17 protein-coding genes are annotated in these 20,836 nt (G+C 65.5%); 9 read left to right on the top strand and 8 right to left on the bottom strand.

The annotated features are described in order from the left end of the window. Window positions 1–54 precede the first annotated feature (54 nt). Window positions 55–1,212, bottom strand: coding sequence for a threonine synthase (locus BLR34_RS12530; RefSeq protein WP_092703551.1), 1,158 nt, complete (start codon window positions 1,210–1,212; stop codon window positions 55–57). Between the two features lie 162 nt (window positions 1,213–1,374). Between BLR34_RS12530 and BLR34_RS12525 the strand changes: the two genes are divergently transcribed. The 3 genes from BLR34_RS12525 (at window position 1,375) to BLR34_RS12515 (ending at window position 6,848) form a co-directional block, all read left to right on the top strand. Then, the gene (locus tag BLR34_RS12525) at window positions 1,375–2,793 is read left to right on the top strand and encodes a PAS domain S-box protein (protein ID WP_092703549.1); all 1,419 of its coding nucleotides are present in this window, start codon (window positions 1,375–1,377) and stop codon (window positions 2,791–2,793) included. A 226-nt stretch (window positions 2,794–3,019) separates the two neighbouring features. Then, entirely contained in the window at window positions 3,020–4,480 is a 1,461-nt protein-coding gene (locus BLR34_RS12520) for an ester cyclase (RefSeq protein WP_092703546.1), read from the top strand. Window positions 4,481–4,535: 55 nt separating this feature from the next. Next, the gene (locus BLR34_RS12515) at window positions 4,536–6,848 is read left to right on the top strand and encodes a DEAD/DEAH box helicase (protein ID WP_092703544.1); all 2,313 of its coding nucleotides are present in this window, start codon (window positions 4,536–4,538) and stop codon (window positions 6,846–6,848) included. On the opposite strand, the gene BLR34_RS12510 is transcribed toward BLR34_RS12515, so the two are convergent. Then, window positions 6,845–7,201, bottom strand: coding sequence for an Ig-like domain-containing protein (locus BLR34_RS12510; RefSeq protein WP_092703542.1), 357 nt, complete (start codon window positions 7,199–7,201; stop codon window positions 6,845–6,847). The two genes, BLR34_RS12515 and BLR34_RS12510, sit on opposite strands and share 4 nt — an antisense overlap. A gap of 135 nt (window positions 7,202–7,336) precedes the next feature. On the opposite strand from BLR34_RS12510, the gene BLR34_RS12505 reads away from it, so the two are divergent. From BLR34_RS12505 to cutA, 4 genes are all read left to right on the top strand, one after another. Continuing rightward, window positions 7,337–7,579, top strand: coding sequence for a DUF7861 family protein (locus BLR34_RS12505; protein WP_092703541.1), 243 nt, complete (start codon window positions 7,337–7,339; stop codon window positions 7,577–7,579). An 89-nt stretch (window positions 7,580–7,668) separates the two neighbouring features. Then, on the top strand, window positions 7,669–8,112 hold the full coding sequence (locus tag BLR34_RS12500) for a DUF2062 domain-containing protein (protein WP_092703539.1): 444 nt from the start codon (window positions 7,669–7,671) through the stop codon (window positions 8,110–8,112). A 116-nt stretch (window positions 8,113–8,228) separates the two neighbouring features. Beyond that, window positions 8,229–8,858: a type IV pilin domain-containing protein gene (locus BLR34_RS12495; protein WP_092703537.1), complete on the top strand. Its 630-nt coding sequence runs from the start codon at window positions 8,229–8,231 to the stop codon at window positions 8,856–8,858. A 49-nt stretch (window positions 8,859–8,907) separates the two neighbouring features. Then, complete coding sequence (gene cutA, locus BLR34_RS12490) at window positions 8,908–9,216, top strand: divalent-cation tolerance protein CutA (protein ID WP_092703535.1); 309 nt, start codon at window positions 8,908–8,910, stop codon at window positions 9,214–9,216. Between the two features lie 29 nt (window positions 9,217–9,245). On the opposite strand, the gene BLR34_RS12485 is transcribed toward cutA, so the two are convergent. Together BLR34_RS12485 and BLR34_RS12480 are read right to left on the bottom strand one after the other, a co-directional pair. Continuing rightward, window positions 9,246–9,848, bottom strand: a complete 603-nt coding sequence (locus tag BLR34_RS12485; RefSeq protein ID WP_092703533.1) for a class I SAM-dependent methyltransferase — start codon at window positions 9,846–9,848, stop codon at window positions 9,246–9,248. Between the two features lie 25 nt (window positions 9,849–9,873). Further along, complete coding sequence (locus BLR34_RS12480; RefSeq protein ID WP_092703531.1) at window positions 9,874–10,284, bottom strand: SHOCT domain-containing protein; 411 nt, start codon at window positions 10,282–10,284, stop codon at window positions 9,874–9,876. Between the two features lie 245 nt (window positions 10,285–10,529). Here BLR34_RS12480 and BLR34_RS12475 point away from each other — a divergent pair, with 245 nt between their 5' ends. Both BLR34_RS12475 and BLR34_RS12470 read left to right on the top strand, forming a co-directional pair. Further along, the gene (locus BLR34_RS12475) at window positions 10,530–11,897 is read left to right on the top strand and encodes an adenylosuccinate synthase (RefSeq protein ID WP_092703529.1); all 1,368 of its coding nucleotides are present in this window, start codon (window positions 10,530–10,532) and stop codon (window positions 11,895–11,897) included. Window positions 11,898–12,027: 130 nt separating this feature from the next. After that, on the top strand, window positions 12,028–13,698 hold the full coding sequence (locus BLR34_RS12470) for a HEAT repeat domain-containing protein (RefSeq protein ID WP_092703527.1): 1,671 nt from the start codon (window positions 12,028–12,030) through the stop codon (window positions 13,696–13,698). Window positions 13,699–13,702: 4 nt separating this feature from the next. Here BLR34_RS12470 and BLR34_RS12465 read toward each other — a convergent pair whose 3' ends face one another. The 4 genes from BLR34_RS12465 to BLR34_RS12450 are packed head-to-tail and all read right to left on the bottom strand — an operon-like array spanning window position 13,703 to window position 20,797. Next, the gene (locus BLR34_RS12465) at window positions 13,703–15,028 is read right to left on the bottom strand and encodes a glycerate kinase type-2 family protein (protein WP_092703525.1); all 1,326 of its coding nucleotides are present in this window, start codon (window positions 15,026–15,028) and stop codon (window positions 13,703–13,705) included. Continuing rightward, window positions 15,025–18,090 (bottom strand): FAD-binding and (Fe-S)-binding domain-containing protein, encoded by a 3,066-nt coding sequence (locus BLR34_RS12460; RefSeq protein WP_092703523.1) that lies wholly within the window; start codon window positions 18,088–18,090, stop codon window positions 15,025–15,027. Before BLR34_RS12460 ends, BLR34_RS12465 begins: the two co-directional genes overlap by 4 nt. Continuing rightward, window positions 18,087–20,285: an LUD domain-containing protein gene (locus BLR34_RS12455; RefSeq protein ID WP_092703521.1), complete on the bottom strand. Its 2,199-nt coding sequence runs from the start codon at window positions 20,283–20,285 to the stop codon at window positions 18,087–18,089. The genes BLR34_RS12460 and BLR34_RS12455 overlap by 4 nt, the downstream gene beginning before the upstream one ends. After that, entirely contained in the window at window positions 20,282–20,797 is a 516-nt protein-coding gene (locus BLR34_RS12450; RefSeq protein WP_092703519.1) for an LUD domain-containing protein, read from the bottom strand. The genes BLR34_RS12455 and BLR34_RS12450 overlap by 4 nt, the downstream gene beginning before the upstream one ends. Window positions 20,798–20,836 lie beyond the last annotated feature (39 nt).

Here is a 20,836-nt window from a genome sequence, read left to right as displayed (position 1 = left end):
TGGTGACTCGGCATCACAGCCCTTGAATGTGACGGCGGACTGACTAAAACGCGGTCAGATGCCCTGTTTCATCAGGTGGCTCCGCAGGATGTCGGCCTCGCGGTTCGCCGTCGCCGGGTTGACCAGAACGACCGTCTCGTCGCCGTCAAACGCGCCGTCGTCGGCCAGGGTCTGCGCCCCGGCGGCCGCGGCACCGCCGGTCGCGCTCAGGGGAATGCCCGCCGCTGCGAGCGAGGCCGCACCCTCTAATATTGCGTCGTCCTCGACCGCCACCGCGGCACCGCCGGTCTCGGCGAGCGCATCGAGCACGAGGTGGCCGCCCGAAGGGTCGGGCACTTCCAGCGCGCCACAGATGGTATCGGGGTGTTCGACTGGCGTGGGTTTTGCCGCCTCATCCTCGTCGGCGTCGACCAGTGGCGCACAGCCCTCGGGCTGGGCGGCGTAGAGCCGTGGCGCGGCATCAAGGTGTCCGGTGTCGACGAACTCGCGAAACCCCTTCGTGAGGCCGTATAACCCCGTGCCGTGACTCGTCGGGTGGACGACCGCGTCGGGTGCATCGTCGAGGTCGGCCAGCAGGTCGTAGGCGAGTGTTTTCGCGCCCTCGTGGCGGTACGGTGTCTCGAAGGGCGCAAGCGAGTACCAGTCCTCGTCGGCGCTGGCCTCGGCGAAGACTTCCGTGGCGTCGGGGTACCGGCCGCCGACGACGGACATCTCGCCGCCGTGGACGTTTATCATCGCCTTGTTGGCGAACACCGACCGCGAGGGGACGAAACACTCCGCGTCGAGTCCGGCACGGGCGGCGTAGGCCGCGGCCGCCTGGCCGCCGTTACCGCTCGTCGGCAGCGCGACCGTCTCGACCCCGGCTTCGCGTGCGGCAGTGACCGCGACCGAAAGCTCGCGGTCGACCAGCCCGCCGGTGGGGTTGTGTCCCTCGTCGGCGACCAGCACGCGACCAGCACCAATCTCCGTGGCCAGTTCCGGAGCGTCCACCAGCGTCACGCCCCCCTCTCCGAGGGTCACGGGGTCGTCGAACGGCAGCACATGCGCCTGCTCGCCGTCCTCGCGGACGGTCTGGTGGACACGTTCGAGCGTCGCGTCGTCGTAGACCGGGTCGAGGATGCCTCCGCAGTCCGGACAGCGGTCTGTGGTCGCGTCGGTCGTCGTTGCACAGGACAGACAGTCGAGCCCAGCCAGTCCCTCTGTGGTCTCCATATCCGGCTCTCAGGACCCGGATGACTAAGGCCTGTCCCTCGGCAACTCGACGGAACCGTCCCAGCTACCACCTGTGACTATGTGTCAGCTGCTGTCGAACGCTCCCTAACAGCGTTGGGTTTGGGGTTATTTACCACAGACACGTATAGGACACCATACAGTATGTCCGAAACAACCGAATCCTCGTCGCTGGCGGAAGTGCCCGAGGTTTCGGTCACGACTGTCATCGAGAGCATTCCGGATGCGGTCATCATCGCGGAGTTCTCGTCGAACGAAATTGTCGCAGCCAACGATGCCGCGGCGGCGCTGTTCGACTGTCGGACCGAGGACCTCGTCGGGCTCGACCGTCGAGAGCTTCACCCCGGCACTGACACCGAGGCATACGAGGAGGCATTTCATCGGGGGTTCGAGAACAACAAAGTCGAGCGGCTGGCCGACGGTAGCCCGCTCTACATCGAGACTCGCCGCGGTGAGCGAACGCCGGTCGAAATCAACGCACAGCGCATCGAGGCAGGCGAACAACTGCTGGTCCTGGGCGTGTTTCGAGACATCAGCACCCGCATCGAGCGAGAGAACCAGCTCAGACAGACGACCTCCCGGCTGAATACACTCGTCGATGCGACGCCGTTCCCGGTCGCTGTGCTTGACCTCGACGGGACCATCCAGATGTGGAATCAGGCGGCCGAGCAGACGTTCGGCTATGCCGCCGAGGAACTGGTCGGCAGCCAGTACCCGTTTTTCGTCGACGACGACCAGTTTGCCGCCCTGTTCGAACGTATCACAGACGGCGAGACACTCGCTGGCTACGAGACGGTTCACCGCGCCAGAGACGGGTCGCGCATCGATGTCGAAATCTACGCACGCCCACTGTACGAGGACGGCGAAATGACCGGTATCATCGGGTCAGCTATCGACATCACAGACCGAAAGCGACGGAGCCAGCAACTCGATGTCCTGCATCGACTCCTGCGGCACAATCTGCGCAACAAGCTCACTGTCATCCAGGGGTACGCGTCGATGCTCCGGGCCGACCCCTCGGCCGACGGGGAAACGATACAGGAGATGACGGAGAAAATACTCGCCGCCACCGGGGAACTGTCTGAGCTGAGCGCCCACGCGGTCGCCTCCCGCACGCTTGGCGCGGCCAGTAACTCGGCCCGGACGACGCTCCCCACCCTCCTCACAGACCTGCGCGATGTCGATGCGTCCGTCGCCGACGGGACGGTCACTGTGCCGACGGTCGACGACACGGTTGCTATCTCGGAACCGCTGTGTGAGGCCCTCTCGCGGCTTCTCACACACAGCCTCGATTACATGGAAACGCCGACCGTCGACCTGACTGTCGACGTTCGGGATAGCTATGTCGCCCTCGACATTCGCGGCGAGGCCGCGTTACTCGCGGGTGGGGACGCCGAACTCATCAGAAACGGCACCGAGACCGACCTCAGACACGGCAGCGGCCTCGATGTCGCCCGCACCTATCTGACGGTGACGGGACTCGGTGGCGATATCCTGCTGCTCGACGACGAGCAAGCACCTCACTCGCTCCGCGTCGAAATCCCACGGCTTGACGCTGTGTAACTGATTCCAGGCGCGAAGCCAGCTTCCTTTAGGCGCAACGCAGGGAGCGAAGCGACCGAGTAGTAACGAGAGCAAGCTCTCGTTCGCACGTCAGAACGCTGCGTTTTGAGGACGCAGTCGGGAAAGGATACAGCGCCAGAATACTGCCTGCGTGACGCGGGGGCGACGGTCGGGCCATAGGGCAAACTGATTTCATGATTGCTCACCAACCGCTGTGATAGAGACGATGGCATCTACAGCGGAGAACAAAGCTCTCGTTCGCCACTACTTCGAGGAACTCGAAGCGGGAAATCTCGACGTAATAGACGAGGTGGTCGCCGACGAGTTCACCGCAGAGTACGACATTGCTCGCTCTAACATCGAGAGTCTGGGTCGGAACGGGCTGGCCGACGTTCTCCAAGAGATTTTCACGGCGTTTCCCGACACGACCGTCGTCTCGCGCTCGCTGTATGCGGAGGGGAACACTGTTCTCTCGATTCAGACCTGGGAGGGCACACACCTGTCGGAGTACCGTGGTGTCCCGCCGTCGGGCAACGAGGTCACCTACGAACTCTGGGGGCGTTTCGTAGTCGAAGGTGACGAAATCGTCCACGCGAGCATCCAGGGCGACGACTTCGGCCTGTTCACACAGCTCGGCATCGAACTCTCGATTGAGGGGTACCAGACGCTCATCGAGACGGCACCGGACCCGATTGTAATTACCGACCCCGACACCGGCTGTGTCCTCGAAACGAACTCGGCGATGGAGTCACTCGTCGAGCGGCCCCGAGACGAGATTATCGGGACACACCAGATGGCACTCCATCCCTCGACTCAGCGCTACGACGGACTGTTCAGCGAGGCCGTCGAGATGGCCCGCAAGTCGGCCGTCTCCGTCGAGACGTTCGACGATGGCAGCGACATCGAACTCGTCCGCGAGGACGGGTCACGCGTCCCCGTCGAGATTAGCGCACAGGTGGTGACACTCGCCGAGCGGTCGGCGCTTGTCTCCATCTACCGGGACGTATCCGCACAGCGACGCCGCGAGCAACGAACACAGGTCCTCAATCGACTGCTCCGACACAACCTCCGGAACGAGGTCTCGGTCATCACGGGACTGGCAGAGGTGCTCGACGAGCGCCTGTCCGGGGAGGCCAGCGACAACGTCCGACAAATCCGGGAGTCGGCCCGCGACCTGACCGCCCTCGGCGAGAAGGCGCGACTGGCCGCCAGGATTACTGCCGTCGACGAGACACAGGCGACACAGGTGTCGGTCCGGGGGGTCGTCGACGAGGTCGTCGCCGATATCACAGAGACGTACCCCGACGCCGAGATACAGACCGCACTCTCGGACCCAGTTACGGTGTTGACCGACCGGAACGCGGTCACGATTGCGCTCCGCGAGACACTCGAAAACGCCGTCGAGCACGGCACGACAGACGACTCACCGGTCTGTATCACAGTCCATCCCGAGGAGAGCGGCGGTGGTGTCGATATCGCCGTCGAGGACAGCGGCCCAGGCATTCCCGAGCCAGAGCTCGCGGTACTGGAAGACGGTGAAGAGACATCGCTCACCCACGGGAGCGGCATCGGCATCTGGCTCATCTACTGGGCGACCAACGCTGTCCGTGGCGACGTGAGTTTCGAGTCGCTGGCGGCCGGCACCCGTGTCACCCTCTCGGTGCCGTCACTCGAGTCGGACGCCTGACCGGCGTGTCGTGGTCGATGGAAACGTTCTGGACGCTCCGGCCCCAACCCGGCGTGTGGACGAGACTATCGCGTGGCTCCAAGACCGGCCGTACTACAGCGGACAGGTCGAGACACACCGCGTCGCGCCCGGGAGCGACGCGAGCACACGGACCGTCGACCTCCCGGACCGCCTCGACCGCGCGCTGGAAGACCAGGGTATCACAGCGCTGTACGACCATCAGGCCGCGGCCATCGACGCGGTCAGGGACGGCGACAATGTCGTGCTTGCCACCCCGACGGCGAGCGGGAAAAGCCTCGCCTACACCGTCCCGGCCTTCGAGCGCGCGCTCTCACAGGGGGCGACGACGCTGTATGTCGCGCCACAGGTCGCGCTCATCAACGACCAGGAGGAGACGCTGTCGGCTGTTGCCCGCTCGCTCGGGTTCGGGACGACCGTCACCGTCGACCAGTACACCGGACGACTTACCAAACAGGAAAAACAGGCTGTCCGGGACCGCCGGCCGACGCTCGTGCTCACGACGCCGGATATGTTGCACTACGGCCTGCTCGCCCACTCCCGTCGGCTCTGGGACTGGCTGTTCGAGAACCTCTCGATGGTCGTCCTCGACGAGGTTCACGAGTACCGCGGCGTCTTCGGCAGCCACGTCGGGCTGGTGATGCGCCGCCTCGGGCGCATGTGCCGGGAGTTCGGGGCCGACCCCCAGTACGTCTGCTGTTCGGCGACTATCGACAACCCTATCCAGCACGCCGCCACCGTCACCGGCCGGTCGCCGGACTCGTTTACGCTCGTCGACGACGACGCCAGCGCCACCGGCCCGACACACTGGCTGTTCTGGAATCCGCCCGAACAGAGCGGCGGCCACGGTGCACGCCGCTCTAGCCATACCGAGACGAAGCGGCTGTTTGTCGACCTGGTGGACCGTGGTTACCAGACGGCGGTGTTCACCCGGGCACGCCAGACCGCAGAGAGATACGCGACCGACAGCGCGCGAGACCTGCGTGAACGCGGTGAACACGACCTCGCCGACGGGATTGCTGCCTACCAGGCCGCGCTCTCGAACGAGCGTCGGCAGGAGCTCGAATCGGGCCTCCACGACGGGACGGTCCGGGGCGTCTGGAGCACGAACGCGCTCGAACTCGGGGTCGACATCGGGGGACTCGATGCCGTGGTGCTGGATGGCTACCCGGGGACGCGGATGGCGACCTACCAGCAGGCGGGTCGCGCCGGCCGGGGCCAGGAGCCGAGTCTCGTGGTACTGGTCGCGGGCGAAGACCAGCTCGACCAGTACGTGATGAACCACCCCGAGAGCTTTTTCGAGGGCAGTCCCGAACGCGCCGTCGCCAACCCACACAACGACCAGCTCCTGCCCGCGCACATCAGAGCCGCGGCGACCGAGTCCTGGCTCCGCCCGAGCGACGAGGCCCACTTCGGCGACTCCTTTCCGGGCCACGTCGCCACGCTCACAGACCAGGGTAGCCTGGACCGGCGACAGACCAGCGACGGCCTCCGCTGGCTCGACGCCGGCGACGGCAGCCCCCAACACGAGATGAGCCTCCGGAGCGTCGACGACCGCGAGATTACGCTCGTCGACACGAGCCGGGACGAACGCATCGGCGGTCTCTCGCTCGGTGACGCGCTCCGTGACGCCCACACCGGCGCAATCTATCACCATCAGGGGACGACCTACGAGGTTGCCAACCTCGACTTGCGCCGGGACCGAGCGACGCTGCGGCCGACCCGCGCCGAGTACTACACGCAGGTTCGCCACGAGAAGTCCATGGTCGTCGACGACGACCGCGAGGAGAAGCGGCTGTCGACCTGCGAGGACGTGACCGTCCGCTTTGCCGACGTGACGATGAACAAACAGATTACAGGGTTCGAGCGCCGAGACAGCCGTAGCGGCGAGGTACTCGGCCAGGAAGCACTTGACGTTCCCGAAACGAGCCTGGAGACGCGGGCGCTGTATTTCACCGTCCCGACCGACCTGAAACAGCGGTTACTGGCGGCCGACGGGAGTTTCCCCGGCGCGATTCACGCCGCCGAACACGCGATGATTGCGCTGTTCCCGCTGCTGGTGGTCTGTGACCGCCGCGACATCGGGGGGCTCTCGACACCGATACATCCACACACCGACCGGAGTACCGTCTTCATCTACGACGGCTATCCCGGCGGGGTCGGCCTCTCGCGTACCGGGTACGACGACATCGAGGGGCTGATGGCCGAGACGGCGTCGATGCTCGCAGACTGCTCTTGTTCTGATGGGTGTCCGGCCTGTGTCCAGTCGCCACACTGTGGCAACGGGAACGACCCGCTCGATAAGGGATTGGCCCGTGAGCTACTCGATACCGTGCTCGACACCGACTAGCGGTAGAGTCCCTGGGTGAGCGAGACGGTCCCGTTACCGACCTCGACCAGTGCGGTCTCTCTCGGGGTCCGGTCGATTTCGCAGGTGGCCGTCTGCTGGCGGCGACCGTCGAGTTCGACACGGACCTCGTACTCGCCGGGTGGAATCCGGCCGAGTTCGCTGACCGTCTTGCCGGGTGTGAGGTAATACCGATTGGCGAAGACGAGTCCGTCGCCGTCTGAAACCTGTACTGTGAGGGTGTACTCGCGGTTCAGGTCGAAGTTCCGGAGGTGTAGCTCCTCGCTCCGTCGGGCGACGCGCCGGTCGGCCTCCTCCGTCGTCGTGTCAGCGGAGGGCTGTGCTGATTGCAACATCTCTATCTCTACTGATGTCCCCCATCACCCTGAGTTCTGATGCTAGTAGCTGTGAGCGTCGCTCCTCGGAATACTAGCTATACAGACCCCAAACAGGGACGAAAGGCAGACACCGACGGCGACCCAGGCGTGGGTATGGACCACGACCGCATTCACGCCCGGAAGCCGACCCACGATATCGAGCGCTGGTCGGTCGGGACAATCCAGGCACTCGACCGACGGGACGGGCACTGTGTCGTCACAGTCGAGGTCGACGACCGGACGGTCGAACTCACCGTGACAGTCGCTATCCGGGACCTGTTCGTCAGCAGACTGGACATCGACGACGACGAGTCACCTGTCGGCGAGCGCGTCTGGTTCCGGGTGCGTGGCGGCTGAACGGACTGTTGCAGTTCCCGGTCACGGTGTCGTGTCAGAATTTGGCGCGACCCGGTAATTCTTCACGCCCCAGTACATACGGGGTAGTGATGGCCGGTGGTTACGTGACCGGGTACACCCAACGGGTACAGAGTACGCTCCGCGAAGCGTTCTCGGATGACCTCCCGCCACACTCGGTCGCACTGAGTTTCTCACTCGGCATGTTCGCTATCGCACTCCCCAACTTCGGGGCCGCTGTGTTTGCACTCGTCTGGGTCGGCCGACGGTTCGCCTGGGCCAGCAATATCGCGTTCTTCGCCGCGGTCGCAATCCTGAACCCTATCGTGAAAGGCGGCGTGTACAGCCTGAGCTTCGCAATCGGCGTCTTCCTGCTCGGCCCGGCCCCGGGTATCTCCTCGTTCGAACTCGGGCTTGACACCGGCACGGCTGTCCTCGTACGGGTGTTCCTCGGAAATCTGATTCTCGCAGCCGGCATTGGCCTGCTCAGCTACGGTGTCGCCTACCGAGTCGCCCGGTCGGTCCGCCAGCACTGACGGACTCCCTCGCTGCTGGCACACTTTCTGTGCGATTGCTCTCCTCCGAGCAGTGTCTCCCTGCTGGTGCGGTTATCGACCAGGTTTATGTATCGCGAGACTGGTAGTAATATCGCATGATACGTCCCGTCAGCGACGACACCGGTGTCGCTTCGGTGGTGGGTGTCGTGTTGCTGGTTGCCGTTACGGTGCTTCTCGGGGCGACGGTGACGGTATTCGCGCTCGATTTGGCCGAGACACAGTCCGAACCGCGGACGAACGCGTATCTGGAGTTCGAGTGGGAGTACTTCGGTGATGGCGTTCCGCTCAACGACTCGGTGACGATTACACACATCAGCGGCGACGTACTGCAGCGGGACGATATCGCGGTCTATATCGACGGGACTCTCGTCTACAACGAGACTGAAAACAGCGAGAGCAACGTCGGCGCTGGTTCGAAAGTCCCGGGGCTGATTCTCGAAGTTGACGACGACGATTTCAACGACCTGAACAAACCCTGTCGGTTCAAGCCCACGGACTGCTCGCCCTCGGACCCGCCGGGTGACGGGGACGGCGCGGACCCGAGCGTCGTCTTCGAGTGGGAGGACGAGGTTTCGGCCGGCCAGCGACTCACGATTCAGGAGCGAAACGACACACGTAGCTACGACGTTATCGAACCGGGAGACAGTATCAGAGTCGTCTACCAGCGTGAAGGGTTCACGTCGGTCATCGCCGAGGAGACCATCGCACCAGAGGAGACACCCTAACCCACCGCCGAGGCGGTGCACCTATTTGTAGTCCGGTCGTATCGGGGGTATGCCCTCCCTCGCAGTCAGTGCTGGTCTCCCGACTGAAGCCGACGCCACAGAACTGTCTCGGACACTCGTCGAAGAGCGACTCGCCGCCGGGACGCGCATCGTCCCGGGGACCAGCCACTACCGGTGGGAGGGGACCGTTCACGAACGCCGGTACTGGACGGTCCACGCGTTTACGACCGCCGCCAATCTGGCGGCCATCTACGACCTCGTCGAGGCGATATCCGACGACGACCTCCCCGGCGTCACGTACAACGAAATCGACGCCAGCGACGAGTATCTCGACTGGATAGACGCTCAGACCGTCTGAAATCGCCCGTCCTGCCGTCACCCACGTGGTCAGTCCCCACCCAGGTCGGCGAAGACGAACTCGCTGCTACTTCCCAGCGGGTCGGTGACCGTTCTCGTCCGGACGTTCTCGAAGCCGGCCGCGGCCAACTGGTCGAGTGTCTGCTCTCGGCCGGGTGCCGAAAAGAACATCTCACCGCCCATCCAGCCGCGTCGCACCGTTTCGAACCGTCCGCCTGGCAGTGTCATCAACAGCGTCCCTCTCGTCTTCAGAACGCGGGCGAACTCGCGGTAGACTGTCGGGTGGTCGGTTCGCGACACGTGAAAGACGGCGTGGTAGGCCGTCACCGCGTCGGCGCTGTCTGTCGCCAGGGGCAGGGCACACATGTCGGCCTGAACCAGCCTCGCCGCCGGCACCGTTTCGCTGGCCAGGTCGAGCCCTTCTCTGGAGAAGTCGATGCCGACGCTGCCGTCTGGGAGATTCGCGAGCGTCCGCGCGCCGTCGCCACAGCCGATGTCGACTATCGTCGGGTCCGGCGGACACTCCTCGCGAAGCTCGTCGAGCAGGTCTGCGTCTGACCCGTCAGGGTCGCGCCGCTCGGCGTAGGTCTCCGCCACCGCGTCCCACGCCTCGCGGACAGAATCTCGCTCCATACCGACTGTACGGGCGACAGCATCATCAACGTTTACGGCGCGTGGGGTCGCGGCTGTCGTCCGTGGTTGGTGTTTCGAGCAACCGCTCGACGCGGCGCTCGAACTCCTCGTCGGTGAACTCTCCGCGTGCGTACTGTCTCCGAAGCTCCCGGGGTGCGCTCTCGTCTTCGGTACGCTCGTCGTGTGTCTGACTCTCGCCGCCAGCGCGGCGGTCGTCCAGTCTGTCGAGAGTCGCCAGAGCGCCGACTGCCATCGGGAGCACGCCGCCGAAGCCGACGACGAACACCACCCAGAACTCCTCGACGCCCAGGGCAAGCAGGCCGAACGCGACGACCAGCGTGAGCATCGTCACCGTCGAGACGACCAGCGACGCGAGGGAGTGGACGGCCTCCGAGTGGTCCCCAAACGCCGACGGTCGGGAGCTATCGGCGTTCATCCTCTCACGCTCCTGTCGAACGCCCGCGATACTGCCGAACAGACTGCTAGCCCGGCGACCGTAGCTTCTCGTCTCGACGTGGCGTCGACTGTGTGTTGCTCTCCGTGTCCCATGCGTTGTGTTTGTCGTCGCTCGGGTTCGGTTTTTACCCACCATGTTGGCGTCAATGGGAGCACAGACACACCCGTCGCGCACGCAATACAGGACCGTAATCTGTTTAGCCCGGTGGACGGAATGTGGCCGTGATGACCGTAACAATCGTCGGCGCACAGCTCGGAGACGAAGGCAAGGGGGGTATCGTCGACCTGTTCGGCGAACCTGCCGATGTTGTCGCCCGGTATCAGGGCGGTGACAACGCCGGACACACCGTCGTCCACGAGGGAGAGGAGTACAAACTCTCGCTTGTCCCCAGCGGCGTCGTCCGCGGCAAGACCGGCGTTCTGGGCAACGGCTGTGTCGTCAACCCGCGCACGCTGTTCGACGAAATCGAGATGCTCCGTGACCGGGGTCTCGAACCCGACGTTCGGGTGGCCCGGCGCGCACACGTTATCTTCCCGTATCACCGTGTCCTCGACGGCATCGAGGAAGAGGCAAAAAGCGACTCGGACCAGGAAGTCGGCACGACCGGGCGCGGCATCGGCCCGACCTACGAGGACAAGGCCGCCCGCCGCGGGATTCGGGTGGGTGACTTGACCGACTCTCAGACGCTCCGCGAGCGCCTGGAGTACGTCGTCCCACAGAAACGCGCCGTCGCCGAGGATATCTTCGGCGTGGCCGTCGACGAGGAGAACTTCGACATCGACACACTCCACGAGGAGTTCAGCGAGTACGGCGACCGCCTCGAGAGCGAGGGGATGCTTGTCGAGGCAGGCGAACACCTCCGGAACCGTCTAGACGATGGCGCGAACGTCGTCTTCGAGGGAGCACAGGGAACGATGATAGATATCGACCACGGCAACTTCCCCTACGTCACGTCTTCGAATCCGACCGCAGGCGGCGCGGCGACCGGCACTGGGCTCGGTCCCGGCGTCGTCGGCGACGGAGAAGTTATCGGCATTGTCAAAGCCTACCTCTCGCGGGTGGGAAGCGGTCCGATGCCGACCGAACTCGCCGGCGTCGAGGGCGACACGCCGGGCTACGACGGCGACGCGGGTGAAGACGAGGAGAAACTGGCGACCGTCATCCGCGAGGAGGGCGGCGAGTACGGCACCGTCACCGGCCGTCCCCGGCGGGTCGGCTGGCTCGATATGCCCGTGTTGCGTCACGCGACGCGAGCCAGTGGCTTCACGGGCCTCGCAATCAACCACGTCGACACGCTCGCCGGCCTCGACGAGGTGAAGGTCGGTCACTCCTACACGCTCGACGGCGACACACGGCTCTCGGTCCCCGCCACGACCGAGCGGTGGGGCGACTGCGAGCCCAACTTCCGGAGCTTCGAGGGCTGGGAAGACGCCGACTGGGACGCCGTCGCGGCCGACGGCTACGACGCCCTGCCAGAGAACGCCCGCGAGTACCTCTCGTATATCAGCGACGAACTCGACACCCCCATCTACGCGGTCGGCGTCGGCCCCGGTCGCGACCAGTCCGTCGTCCTCGAACACCCCTTCGAGTGACGACCGGTCGTTGACTGATTTTCTGTTCCAGATGCTCTATGCAGCGCTACGCCTCGCTAGTGGCAATTGTTACCAATAATCTTACAAAATTGTAATATAAGTAACTATTGTATATACAGTGGGGCAAACGATGGTAGACCGCACAGTTTCCATCGCCGTCGACACCGACACCGGGACGAAACGGAAACACTTCAACGCAGAAAACATCTCGTTCGTCCAGGCGCAGTACAGCGAACTCACCAGGCTTGCACACGCGCTCATCTGGGGGATACCAGTGGTGACGTTAGTCCTTCTCGTGCGCGAGACGAACACGATTGTGGCGTTGCTGGCAAGCGGGGCGCTGTGGGTCGCACTCAGCGCTATGCTGTTCGTTCCAGACGAGATGCGTGTCGCGACGGTGACTGACACGTACGACCTCGAAGAGGATGTCGAAGGTATCGAATCACAGTTTCTGAACGCCGCAGACGAGGTCATCACCGTCGAGGGCTCGAACAGTTCCAGATACAACGAGTACCGCTACCGATACCACGTCGTCCCACCCAACGTCGTCAGCGTCGACCACAAGCCGACCGACCCGTTTCCGCTGCCAGCAATTCTGGCCGTGCTCGGCGTCGCCGCCGTCCTCTTGGGTGTTTGGGCGGACCTACTGGCCCAGGGTGCCGTACTCGGTGCTATCGGCCTCGGGCTCGCGGTCTACACCGACTCGATTCCCCGGCCCGACGAACTCACTGTCGAGTACGGGACCGGCGAAGAGGCAACCTTCGAGATGACCTCACCCGACGCGACGGAGTTCGTCACCGCGTTCAAGGACCCTCAGGGCGGGCAGGTCACCGTTGGGACGGGTCTGGATGAAGACGACGCGTTCGATACGACGCCCGACTTCGACGACGAGCAGACACGGGCGGCACTAACCGAGTTCAGAGAGCGGACCGTTGGGAACCTCATCTCCGAGAACGCCGCCTCTCTCCGGAGCGACGACCCCGGAGAGCGCGAGTTCGGGGTCGCCGCAATGTACCCCTTCCGGGTTGACATCCCCGAATACCGGGAAGCAGTCGGACCACTGTTGTCGCTGTTGACCGACACAGCCCACGTCCAGTTTCGGTCACTCATCGGCTCGATACTTCAGCGTGTCGCACGCCGGGCACCCCATCACTTCGATGAGTCGACCGACCGACTGACAGACCTCCTCTCGCACCCGGACCCGGAGGTCCGTGGTCACGCCGTCGAGATAGCCGCCGAACTCGTCGATAATCCCGACACGCCGGCACAGATTCGTCAAACACTCGACCGGGAACTCGCGGACACACAGCCAGTCGACGACATCGAGACCGACCTCGACGAGGAGATTCGCTCGGACCTGCGGGCGGTGCTCGATGACTTGCTCTCGACGTACGTGGCAAAGCTGTACAGCCCTGACCCCAGCGAGCGACAGCTCGGCCTGGTGATTGCCACGTCCTACCGAACTGATATCGAGGCCTTCGAGCAGCTGGTAGCGCCGCTTTTTAGCGCCGTTCGGGAGTCAGAAGACCCACAGTTCAGGGACGAGGCGACCGACGTGCTCGTCCGTGCAGCACAGAACAGTCCGCGACATTTCGCCGATACCGTCGACGACGCCTGCGACCTGCTCACTCACGCCGACCCGTCGGTCCGCGAGGACGCCGTCACGATGCTCACTGCACTCGCCGACCACTATCCCGACCGGATTGCACAGCACCGCCAGACGCTCGATGCGGGTCTGAACGACGGCGACATCCAGACCGATGTCGAGTATCTGATGCAGGAGGTTGGCCTGCAGGCTTGACCGGTCACTCGCCCACTAGTAGCACGCGCAAGTCGTTCACGTTCGTTCCCGTCGGCCCGGTCTCGATAAGCCGGTCTTGCCCGCGGAGAAACGTCTCGCTGTCGTTGTCCGCGAGCGCCTCGCGTGCCGCTTGCCCGCCGACCGTCTCCTCGACGAGCGCGCCGGCGGCCTCGCTCGCCCCGTCGACGCCGTCGGTGTCGACGCTTCCGACGACGACTCGGCCGGCCGTCTCGTCGAGGTTACACCCCGCAGCGAGCGCGAACTCCTGGTTCGGGCCGCCGTCTCCATCGCCGGTGACGGTTACCGTCGTCTCACCGCCCGACAGCAGTCCGACCGGCGGCGCTACTGGGTCGTCAGTCACGAGACACTCTCTGGCGATGGCGGCCTGTCGCCTGCCCGCCTCGCGTGCCTCGCCCTCGACTCGTGTCGAGAGCACGACCGGCTCGTAGCCGGCGTCTGCACAGACCGCGGCCGCGGCATCGACTGCCGTCTGGCCGTCTGCGAGGACGTGGTTGTCGACGCCGTCGAACACCGCGCTGTCCGGGTCGGGCGTCTCCGGTCGGTCTCCCGCTGTGCCGGCGCCGAGTCGCTCACACACCGCGGCAGGCGGGTCGATATCGTACCGGTCGAGGACGGCGACTGCCTCGGCGTACGTCGAGCTATCCGGGGCTGTCGGCCCACTGGCAACCACTGCCAGAGGGTTGCCGACCACGTCGCTGAAGACGACGCCGACGGTCATCGCGGGCGCGAGCTCGCGGGCGAGCTGGCCGCCCTTGAGTCGAGAGAGGTGTTTCCTGACCGCGTTGAGTTCCGCGATGGTCGCCCCGGCGTCGAGGAGGCCGTCGGTCACAGCACAGAGGTCCTCGATGGTGACGCCCTCGGCCGGCGCGGACAGCAGCGCGCTCGCGCCGCCGGTAATCACGGCCAGCACGAGGGTGTCCTCGTCGGCGCGTCTCGCCCGGTCGAGCACGTCCGACGTGGCGCGAACGTTCGCCTCAGAAGGGAGCGGATGCGTCCCCTCGTGGACGGTGACTCGGTTGGTTTCGACCGGTGTGGCGGTCACGACCGCGCCGCCGTCGATGCGCTCGCCGAGGACGGCTTCGAGTGCAGCCGCGACCGCGCCCGCAGGCTTGCCGCCGCCGAGGACCAACACTCGCTCGAAGCTGTCGAGGTCGTAGCGTTCGTCGGCTATCGAGAGGGTATCGCCGCTGAGCGAGACGGTCTCGGTGACGACGGTCTCGGGATGGGCGGCCTCGATGCCCGCCTCGATGGCATCGAGAGCGACGCCGTGTGTCGGCGTCCGCGCGAGAGCGTCGCGGTTTCGAATCACGGCTGCCGTATCGCGTCCGCGAACGCCTCGATGGGATGGGGTGGTTTGCCGTCGACGCCGTCGTGGTCGTCCAACTGCGTTCGACAGGAGGTCCCCGGCGCGACCACCGTCTCCCCGGGTGAGTCGTCGACCTGGTCGAACAGCAGGTCGCCGATGGCCTGGCTCATCGAGTAATGCTCGGCCTCGTAGCCAAACGAGCCGGCCATCCCACAGCAGGTCGAATCGAGCGCGTCGACGGTGTACCCCGCCCGGTCGAGGACGTTCTCGGCGTGGTGGTCTTTGGCCGTCGCCTTCTGCTGGCAGTGGCCGTGGTAGGTGACCGTCTCGCCGGCGTCGAATCTAAGCGTTTCGTCGAGCCGGTAGGTGTCGATGTACTCCATGACGCCGTAGGCGTTTGCCGCGACGGTCTCAGCCTCATCGCCGTCGAGCAAATCGAGATAATCGAGCTGGTACATCACCGCGTCCGAGGGTTCGACGGTCACCACGTCCCACCCTTCCCGGACTCGCGGCGCGAGCGCGGCGACGTTCTCGCGGGCGGTGGCGCGGGCCTTGTCGAGCATGCTTTTCGAGTGTGCCGGCCGGCCGCTGTCGGTCACGTCCTCGGGCACGGTCACGTGGACGCCCGCCGCTTCGAGGGCCCGCACTGCCGCTTTCCCGACCTCGGGCTGGGTGTAGTTGGTGTAGGGGTCCGCAATCAACAACACCTTCCGGTCGGCTTCGGCCGCCGAGACCGCCGGCGTGCGTGCGTTCGCCCAGTCCTGGAGCGTCTCGCGCTCGAAGGTCGGCAGGTCGCGCTCGCGGGCGATACCCAGCAGCTTCTCGGCGGCGAGACCGCTGCCCGGAAGCCGCGTCGCGATGTTCGACAGCGGCGCGAACGCACTGCCGAGCGCGTACAGCCGTTCGACGTTCGCGAAGGCGCGGTCCCGGAGGGGAATCCCTTCCTCTTGATGGTGGGCGTGTTTGAGTTCGGCTTTCATCTTGGCCATGTCGACGCCGCTGGGGCAGTCGACCCGACAGCCCTTGCAGCCGATACAGAGGTCGAGCACCTCCTCGACGAACTCGTCGTCGGTCGGGTCCTCCGGGAGGTCACCGCTCATCGCCCGCCGCAGCGCGTTCGCCCGGCCACGCGTCGAGAGCATCTCCTCGTCCTCGGCGCGGTAGGTCGGGCACATCACGCCGCCGGTGGTCTCCTGGTGGCCGGTACAGCCGCCACAGCCGTGACAGAGTTCGACCATCCCCTGAAAGCCGTTCTCGTTGTCCCACTCCATCGCGGGCTCGAAGCCGGCCTCGAAGCTGTACTCGGGGTCGAATCGGAGGTTCTCGGCGGGGTCGAACTCGCCACAGACGCTGCCGGGGTTGAGCCGCCAGTCGGGGTCGAAGGCGGTTTTCAGCCGCTCGAAGGTCTCCCAGATGCGGTCGCCGTACAGCTTGCGGTTGTACTTCGTCCGCGCCCGGCCGTCGCCGTGTTCGCCCGACACCGACCCGCCGTACTCGAGGACGAGGTCCGTGACGCCGTCGGAGATGGCGGTCATCGTCTCGACGCCGTCCTCGCTTTTCAAGTCCAACAGCGGGCGGACGTGGAGCACGCCCGGCCCGGCGTGGGCGTAGTACGACGAGAAGGTGTCGTGTTCCTCGAACAGCGCCTGGAGGTCGGCGACGTACGCTTCGAGGTGTTCGGCCGGAATCGCCGTGTCCTCGACGAACGGCCAGTGTTTGTCGTCGCCGGTCCGTGAGAGCAAAATGGGAAGCCCCGCCTTGCGCATCTTCCAGAACGTGGCGCGTCTGTCGGCGTCGTAGGCCTCCAGTGCGTCGACCGCACGGAGCGGTGCATCCGTTTTTGCTCGGCCCTCGCGTGGCTCGACTGGCCGCTCGGCATCGGGGAGGCGGTCGGCGAGCAGGTCGGCGACCTGCTGTCTGCCGTCCGCGGGCGAGTCGGCGTAAAACTCGACGAGGAGCGTCGAATCCGTCCCCTCGGGGAGGAGGTCGACAACCGGCGCGAACTCGGGGCGCTCGGCCGCCAACTCCAGGAACACGTCGTCCATCACCTCGACGGCCGCCGGGTCGTGTTCCAGGATTGGGGCCACGTCACCCACCGCGTCGAGTACGTCGTCGTATGTCAACAGGACGACCGCCTTCGTCTCGGGAACCGGCTCCAGCGAGACCGTCGCCTCGGTGACGACCGCGAGCGTGCCCTCGCTGCCGGCGAGCAGTCTGCCGAGGTTCACCGCGTTGCGTTCCTCGGCATCCTCGACGAGTTTGTCGAGGTTATAGCCCGAGACGTTCCGCGTGAGGTCGGGATACCGGCGTTCGATTTCCTCTCGCTCGTCGCGTAAAATTCGTGATACCTCGGCGTAGATGCGGTCCTCGATGTCGGAGACCGCGCTCAGGTCGTCGGCCTCGGCCCGGACGGCGTCTGCGCGTTCGTGCAGGTCATCGACGTCGACCCAGCCGAGTTCGGTCACGGTGCCGTCGGCCAGCACCGCCTCGACGGATTCGATGTAGCCGTCGGCCTTCTCGTATTTCAGGGAGTGTGCGCCCGTCGAGTTGTTGCCGATACAGCCCCCGAGGACGCTCTTGTCGCCCCAGGCTGGGTCGGGGGCGTATTTCAGGTCGTGGGGAGCCAGACGGTCGTTCAGCCGGGCCAGCGTCACGCCGGGCTGTGCCCGGGCCGTCTCCGCTTCGGGGTCGACATCCAGAACGGCGTCCATCTCCTTTTTGAAGTCGAGAACGACAGCCTCGTTGACGGCCTGGCCGGCGAGGCTGGTCCCGCCGCCACGTGGGAGGACCGGAATCCCCTCCTCGGCACAGTAGGACATGACCGCCTGTACATCTGCCGTCGAGGTCGGGGCGATGACACCGATTGGGAGTTGCTGGTAGGCGCTGGCGTCGGTCGCGTAGAGGTTTCGCGTGTAGCTGTCGAAGCGGACCTCTCCCTCGACGCGGGCGTCGAGTGCGGCAAACAGCGCGGGGTCTTCGACCGCCTCGCTCGCGTAGTCGTAGTTGCTCCGCGCGGCGTCTGCGGGGTCTATGCTCTCGTTGTCTGGCTGTTGTGTGTCGCTCATCGTGTCTCTGTCTCGGGGGCGAGTAGTTCGATTACGTGTGGCGGCTCGTCGTCGAGCAGGTCGCCAATCTGGTCGGTACAGGAGGTGCCGCTGGCGACGATTTGGTCGGCCTCGGCGGCTTCCAGTTGGGTCTCCAGTGACTCGCCGACGTCCATCGACAGCTCGTAGTACTGCTGTTTGTAGCCAAAGGAGCCGGCCATCCCACAGCACTCGGCGTCGGTCGTCGTCACCTCGTAGCCACAGGCCTCCATGGTCTCGATACTGTACGGTTCCAGCCCGAGCGTGCGCTGCTGGCAGTGGCTGTGGTAGGCGACGCTCTCGCCGTCGGTCGTCGCCAGCGCCTCGGCCTCGGCACCGTTCGAGAGCAGGCCGTAGACGTATTCGAGTATCTCGTAGCTGTTGTCGGCCAGGCGCTCGGCCTCGGCGTCGGGCAGGAGGCGCTCGTAGTCAGACCGGAACATCGCCACGTCGCTGGGCTCGATGACGACCACGTCGTACCCCTCCTCGAGATACGGGCCGAGTACCTCGGCGACGCCCTCGGCCTGCTGGCGGGCCGTGTCTATCATCCCCTGGGACAAGGGCGCGCGTCCCGACCCCGGGGCCTCCGGGACGAGCACCTCGACGCCCAGCGCTTCGAGCGCCCTGACGGCGGCTTTCCCGCGGTCGACGAGCATGTAGTTGGTATAGAGGTCCGGGTACAACACGACCTTCCGGTCGGGGGAGACGGGCGGCACCGCGTCGCGCTCGCGCATCCACTCGACGAGTGTCGTCTGCTGGAAGGCGGGGAACGTCCGCTCGCGGGCGACGCCGGCGACCCGTTCGAGGACTGCCGCGGCCGGCGTCGAGTTCGCCACCCAGTTCGAGACTGGCGCGAACGCGCTCCCGAGTTTCGCCAGCGTCTCGACGTTGCCAAACAGCCGCTTCTGGACGCCCGGGCCGTCGCTTTCGGCGTCGGGGGTGAGTCCGTCGACGAGGAACTCCCGGGGCAGGTCCTCGCCGCCGTTGATGCGGTCGCGGACGACCGTGTTAATCCAGGGGATGTCGATGCCGACCGGACAGGCGGGGACACACCGCGAACAGCCGGTACAGAGGTCGTTGAACGCCGCCGCCGAATCGAGGCCGTGGACGCCGGCCTCCCAGCCCGTGGCGATTCCGCCGGAGTAGGTCTCGCCGCCGAAGGCGTGGCCGCCGACGGACTGGAAGTTCGCACACGTGTTCGCACAGGCAGAACACCTGATGCAGTACAGCGTCTCCCGCAAATCGTCGTCTTCACGCATCGACAGCCGGCCGTTGTCGATGAGGACGAGATGGAACTCCCGGTCGCTCCCGTCGTCGGCAAGCGGCTCTGTCGGCTCGTCGAAATCGACGGTCGGGGAGTCGAGCGGCGGGGTAAACAGCGAGACGTAGCTCGTGATGTCCTGACCGGTCCCCGAGCGGCCGATGAGTTCGATGAAAGGCTGAAGGTCCTCGACGGTCGGGACGATTTTTTCGACGCCGGCGACGGCAATCTGTGTCTCCGGCACCGTCACCGTCTTGCGGGCGTTGCCCTCGCTGGTGACCAGCGCAATCGTCCCCGAGTCGGCGGTGACGAAGTTCGCCCCCGTCATCCCCACGTCTGCGTCGGCGATGAGGTCGCCGAGCCGCTCGCGGGCGAAGGCGGTCAGCTCCGCGGCGCTTTCGAGCTCCGCCTCGGGGTCGAAGTGGGCGTTGAACAGCCGGGCAATCTCCTCGCGGGACTTGTGGATTGCCGGCGCGACGATGTGACTCGGTGCCTCCTCGGCGACCTGGAGCACCCACTCGCCGAGGTCGGTCTCGACGACATCGACGCCGGCGGCCTCCAGGGCCTCGTTGACCTCGATTTCCTCGCTGGTCATCGACTTGCTCTTGACGAGTCGGTCGGCGTCTGCGTCGTCACACACCTCCCGGACGTAGCGGTTCGCGTCGGCCGCGTCGTCGGCGACGTAGACGGTGCCGCCGTTTGCCTCGACAGTCTCGCGGACCTCCTCGATGAGTGCCGGGAGGTTCTCGATGGCGTCCTCCTTGATGGCGCGGGCCCGGTCTTTCAGCCCCTCGTAGTCCTCTAGCTTCGCCACCGACTCGTACCGGCCCGCGTTGAATCCGCGGGTGTTCTCGCCGATTGCGTCGCCTTCGGTCGCCATCAGGTGGCGGATGTGTTCGGCTTTCGACTTGCTCATGTGACGACGAGCACCTCCACGCGTCTGGGGCCGTGTGCGCCCTGGACGAGCGCACCCATATCGGCCGTCGCCGAGGGACCGGTGGCGATGACCGCCGAGGAGCGACCCGCCCGCAGGTCGTCACCGAGCCGGTCGATTGCCGCCGCCATGTCGGGGACGATGTCGTCCTCGCGGACGACGGCGATATGCAGGTCGTTGAACAGACTGACCGGCTCGCTCCCCGCGTGGTCTGTCTCCAAGACGAGACTGCCATACGAGGCGACCGCGAAGGAGGCCGCCGTGACGCCGGTACTGGCCTCTTCGAGTGCTCCCATCGTCGGCTCTGCGGTGACGCTCTCGGGTAAGGTCACGCCATCCCACGGAAGCGGGGTCCCGACCGCCGGCTGTGTCGCGAGCTCATCGATGGTCTCGGCGACCTCGTCGGGGGGGACTCGTTTCGGTTCGATGCCGTACTCGCCGGCGACGGCCGCGAACCGGTCGTAACCGTCGGCTGTAGGGGTTGCCTGTGTCATGCGTGGGGTTGCTGGTCGTTCACGGTTGGGTGCCGGTAC

The sequence above is a fragment of the Halovenus aranensis genome (assembly GCF_900100385.1).
Lineage (GTDB): Archaea > Halobacteriota > Halobacteria > Halobacteriales > Haloarculaceae > Halovenus > Halovenus aranensis.
This window is presented reverse-complemented; position numbering and strand designations above follow the sequence as displayed.

Excerpts from the sequence above, each read along its gene's own strand:
- BLR34_RS12475 (WP_092703529.1), top strand. The coding sequence starts at position 10,530 with ATGACCGTAACAATCGTCGGCGCACAGCTCGGAGACGAAGGCAAGGGG.
- BLR34_RS12505 (WP_092703541.1), top strand. The coding sequence starts at position 7,337 with ATGGACCACGACCGCATTCACGCCCGGAAGCCGACCCACGATATCGAG.
- BLR34_RS12500 (WP_092703539.1), top strand. The coding sequence starts at position 7,669 with ATGGCCGGTGGTTACGTGACCGGGTACACCCAACGGGTACAGAGTACG.
- BLR34_RS12520 (WP_092703546.1), top strand. The coding sequence starts at position 3,020 with ATGGCATCTACAGCGGAGAACAAAGCTCTCGTTCGCCACTACTTCGAG.
- cutA (WP_092703535.1), top strand. The coding sequence starts at position 8,908 with ATGCCCTCCCTCGCAGTCAGTGCTGGTCTCCCGACTGAAGCCGACGCC.
- BLR34_RS12495 (WP_092703537.1), top strand. The coding sequence starts at position 8,229 with ATGATACGTCCCGTCAGCGACGACACCGGTGTCGCTTCGGTGGTGGGT.
- BLR34_RS12510 (WP_092703542.1), bottom strand. The coding sequence starts at position 7,201 with ATGTTGCAATCAGCACAGCCCTCCGCTGACACGACGACGGAGGAGGCC.
- BLR34_RS12485 (WP_092703533.1), bottom strand. The coding sequence starts at position 9,848 with ATGGAGCGAGATTCTGTCCGCGAGGCGTGGGACGCGGTGGCGGAGACC.
- BLR34_RS12450 (WP_092703519.1), bottom strand. The coding sequence starts at position 20,797 with ATGACACAGGCAACCCCTACAGCCGACGGTTACGACCGGTTCGCGGCC.
- BLR34_RS12470 (WP_092703527.1), top strand. The coding sequence starts at position 12,028 with ATGGTAGACCGCACAGTTTCCATCGCCGTCGACACCGACACCGGGACG.
- BLR34_RS12460 (WP_092703523.1), bottom strand. The coding sequence starts at position 18,090 with ATGAGCGACACACAACAGCCAGACAACGAGAGCATAGACCCCGCAGAC.
- BLR34_RS12455 (WP_092703521.1), bottom strand. The coding sequence starts at position 20,285 with ATGAGCAAGTCGAAAGCCGAACACATCCGCCACCTGATGGCGACCGAA.
- BLR34_RS12525 (WP_092703549.1), top strand. The coding sequence starts at position 1,375 with ATGTCCGAAACAACCGAATCCTCGTCGCTGGCGGAAGTGCCCGAGGTT.
- BLR34_RS12480 (WP_092703531.1), bottom strand. The coding sequence starts at position 10,284 with ATGAACGCCGATAGCTCCCGACCGTCGGCGTTTGGGGACCACTCGGAG.
- BLR34_RS12530 (WP_092703551.1), bottom strand. The coding sequence starts at position 1,212 with ATGGAGACCACAGAGGGACTGGCTGGGCTCGACTGTCTGTCCTGTGCA.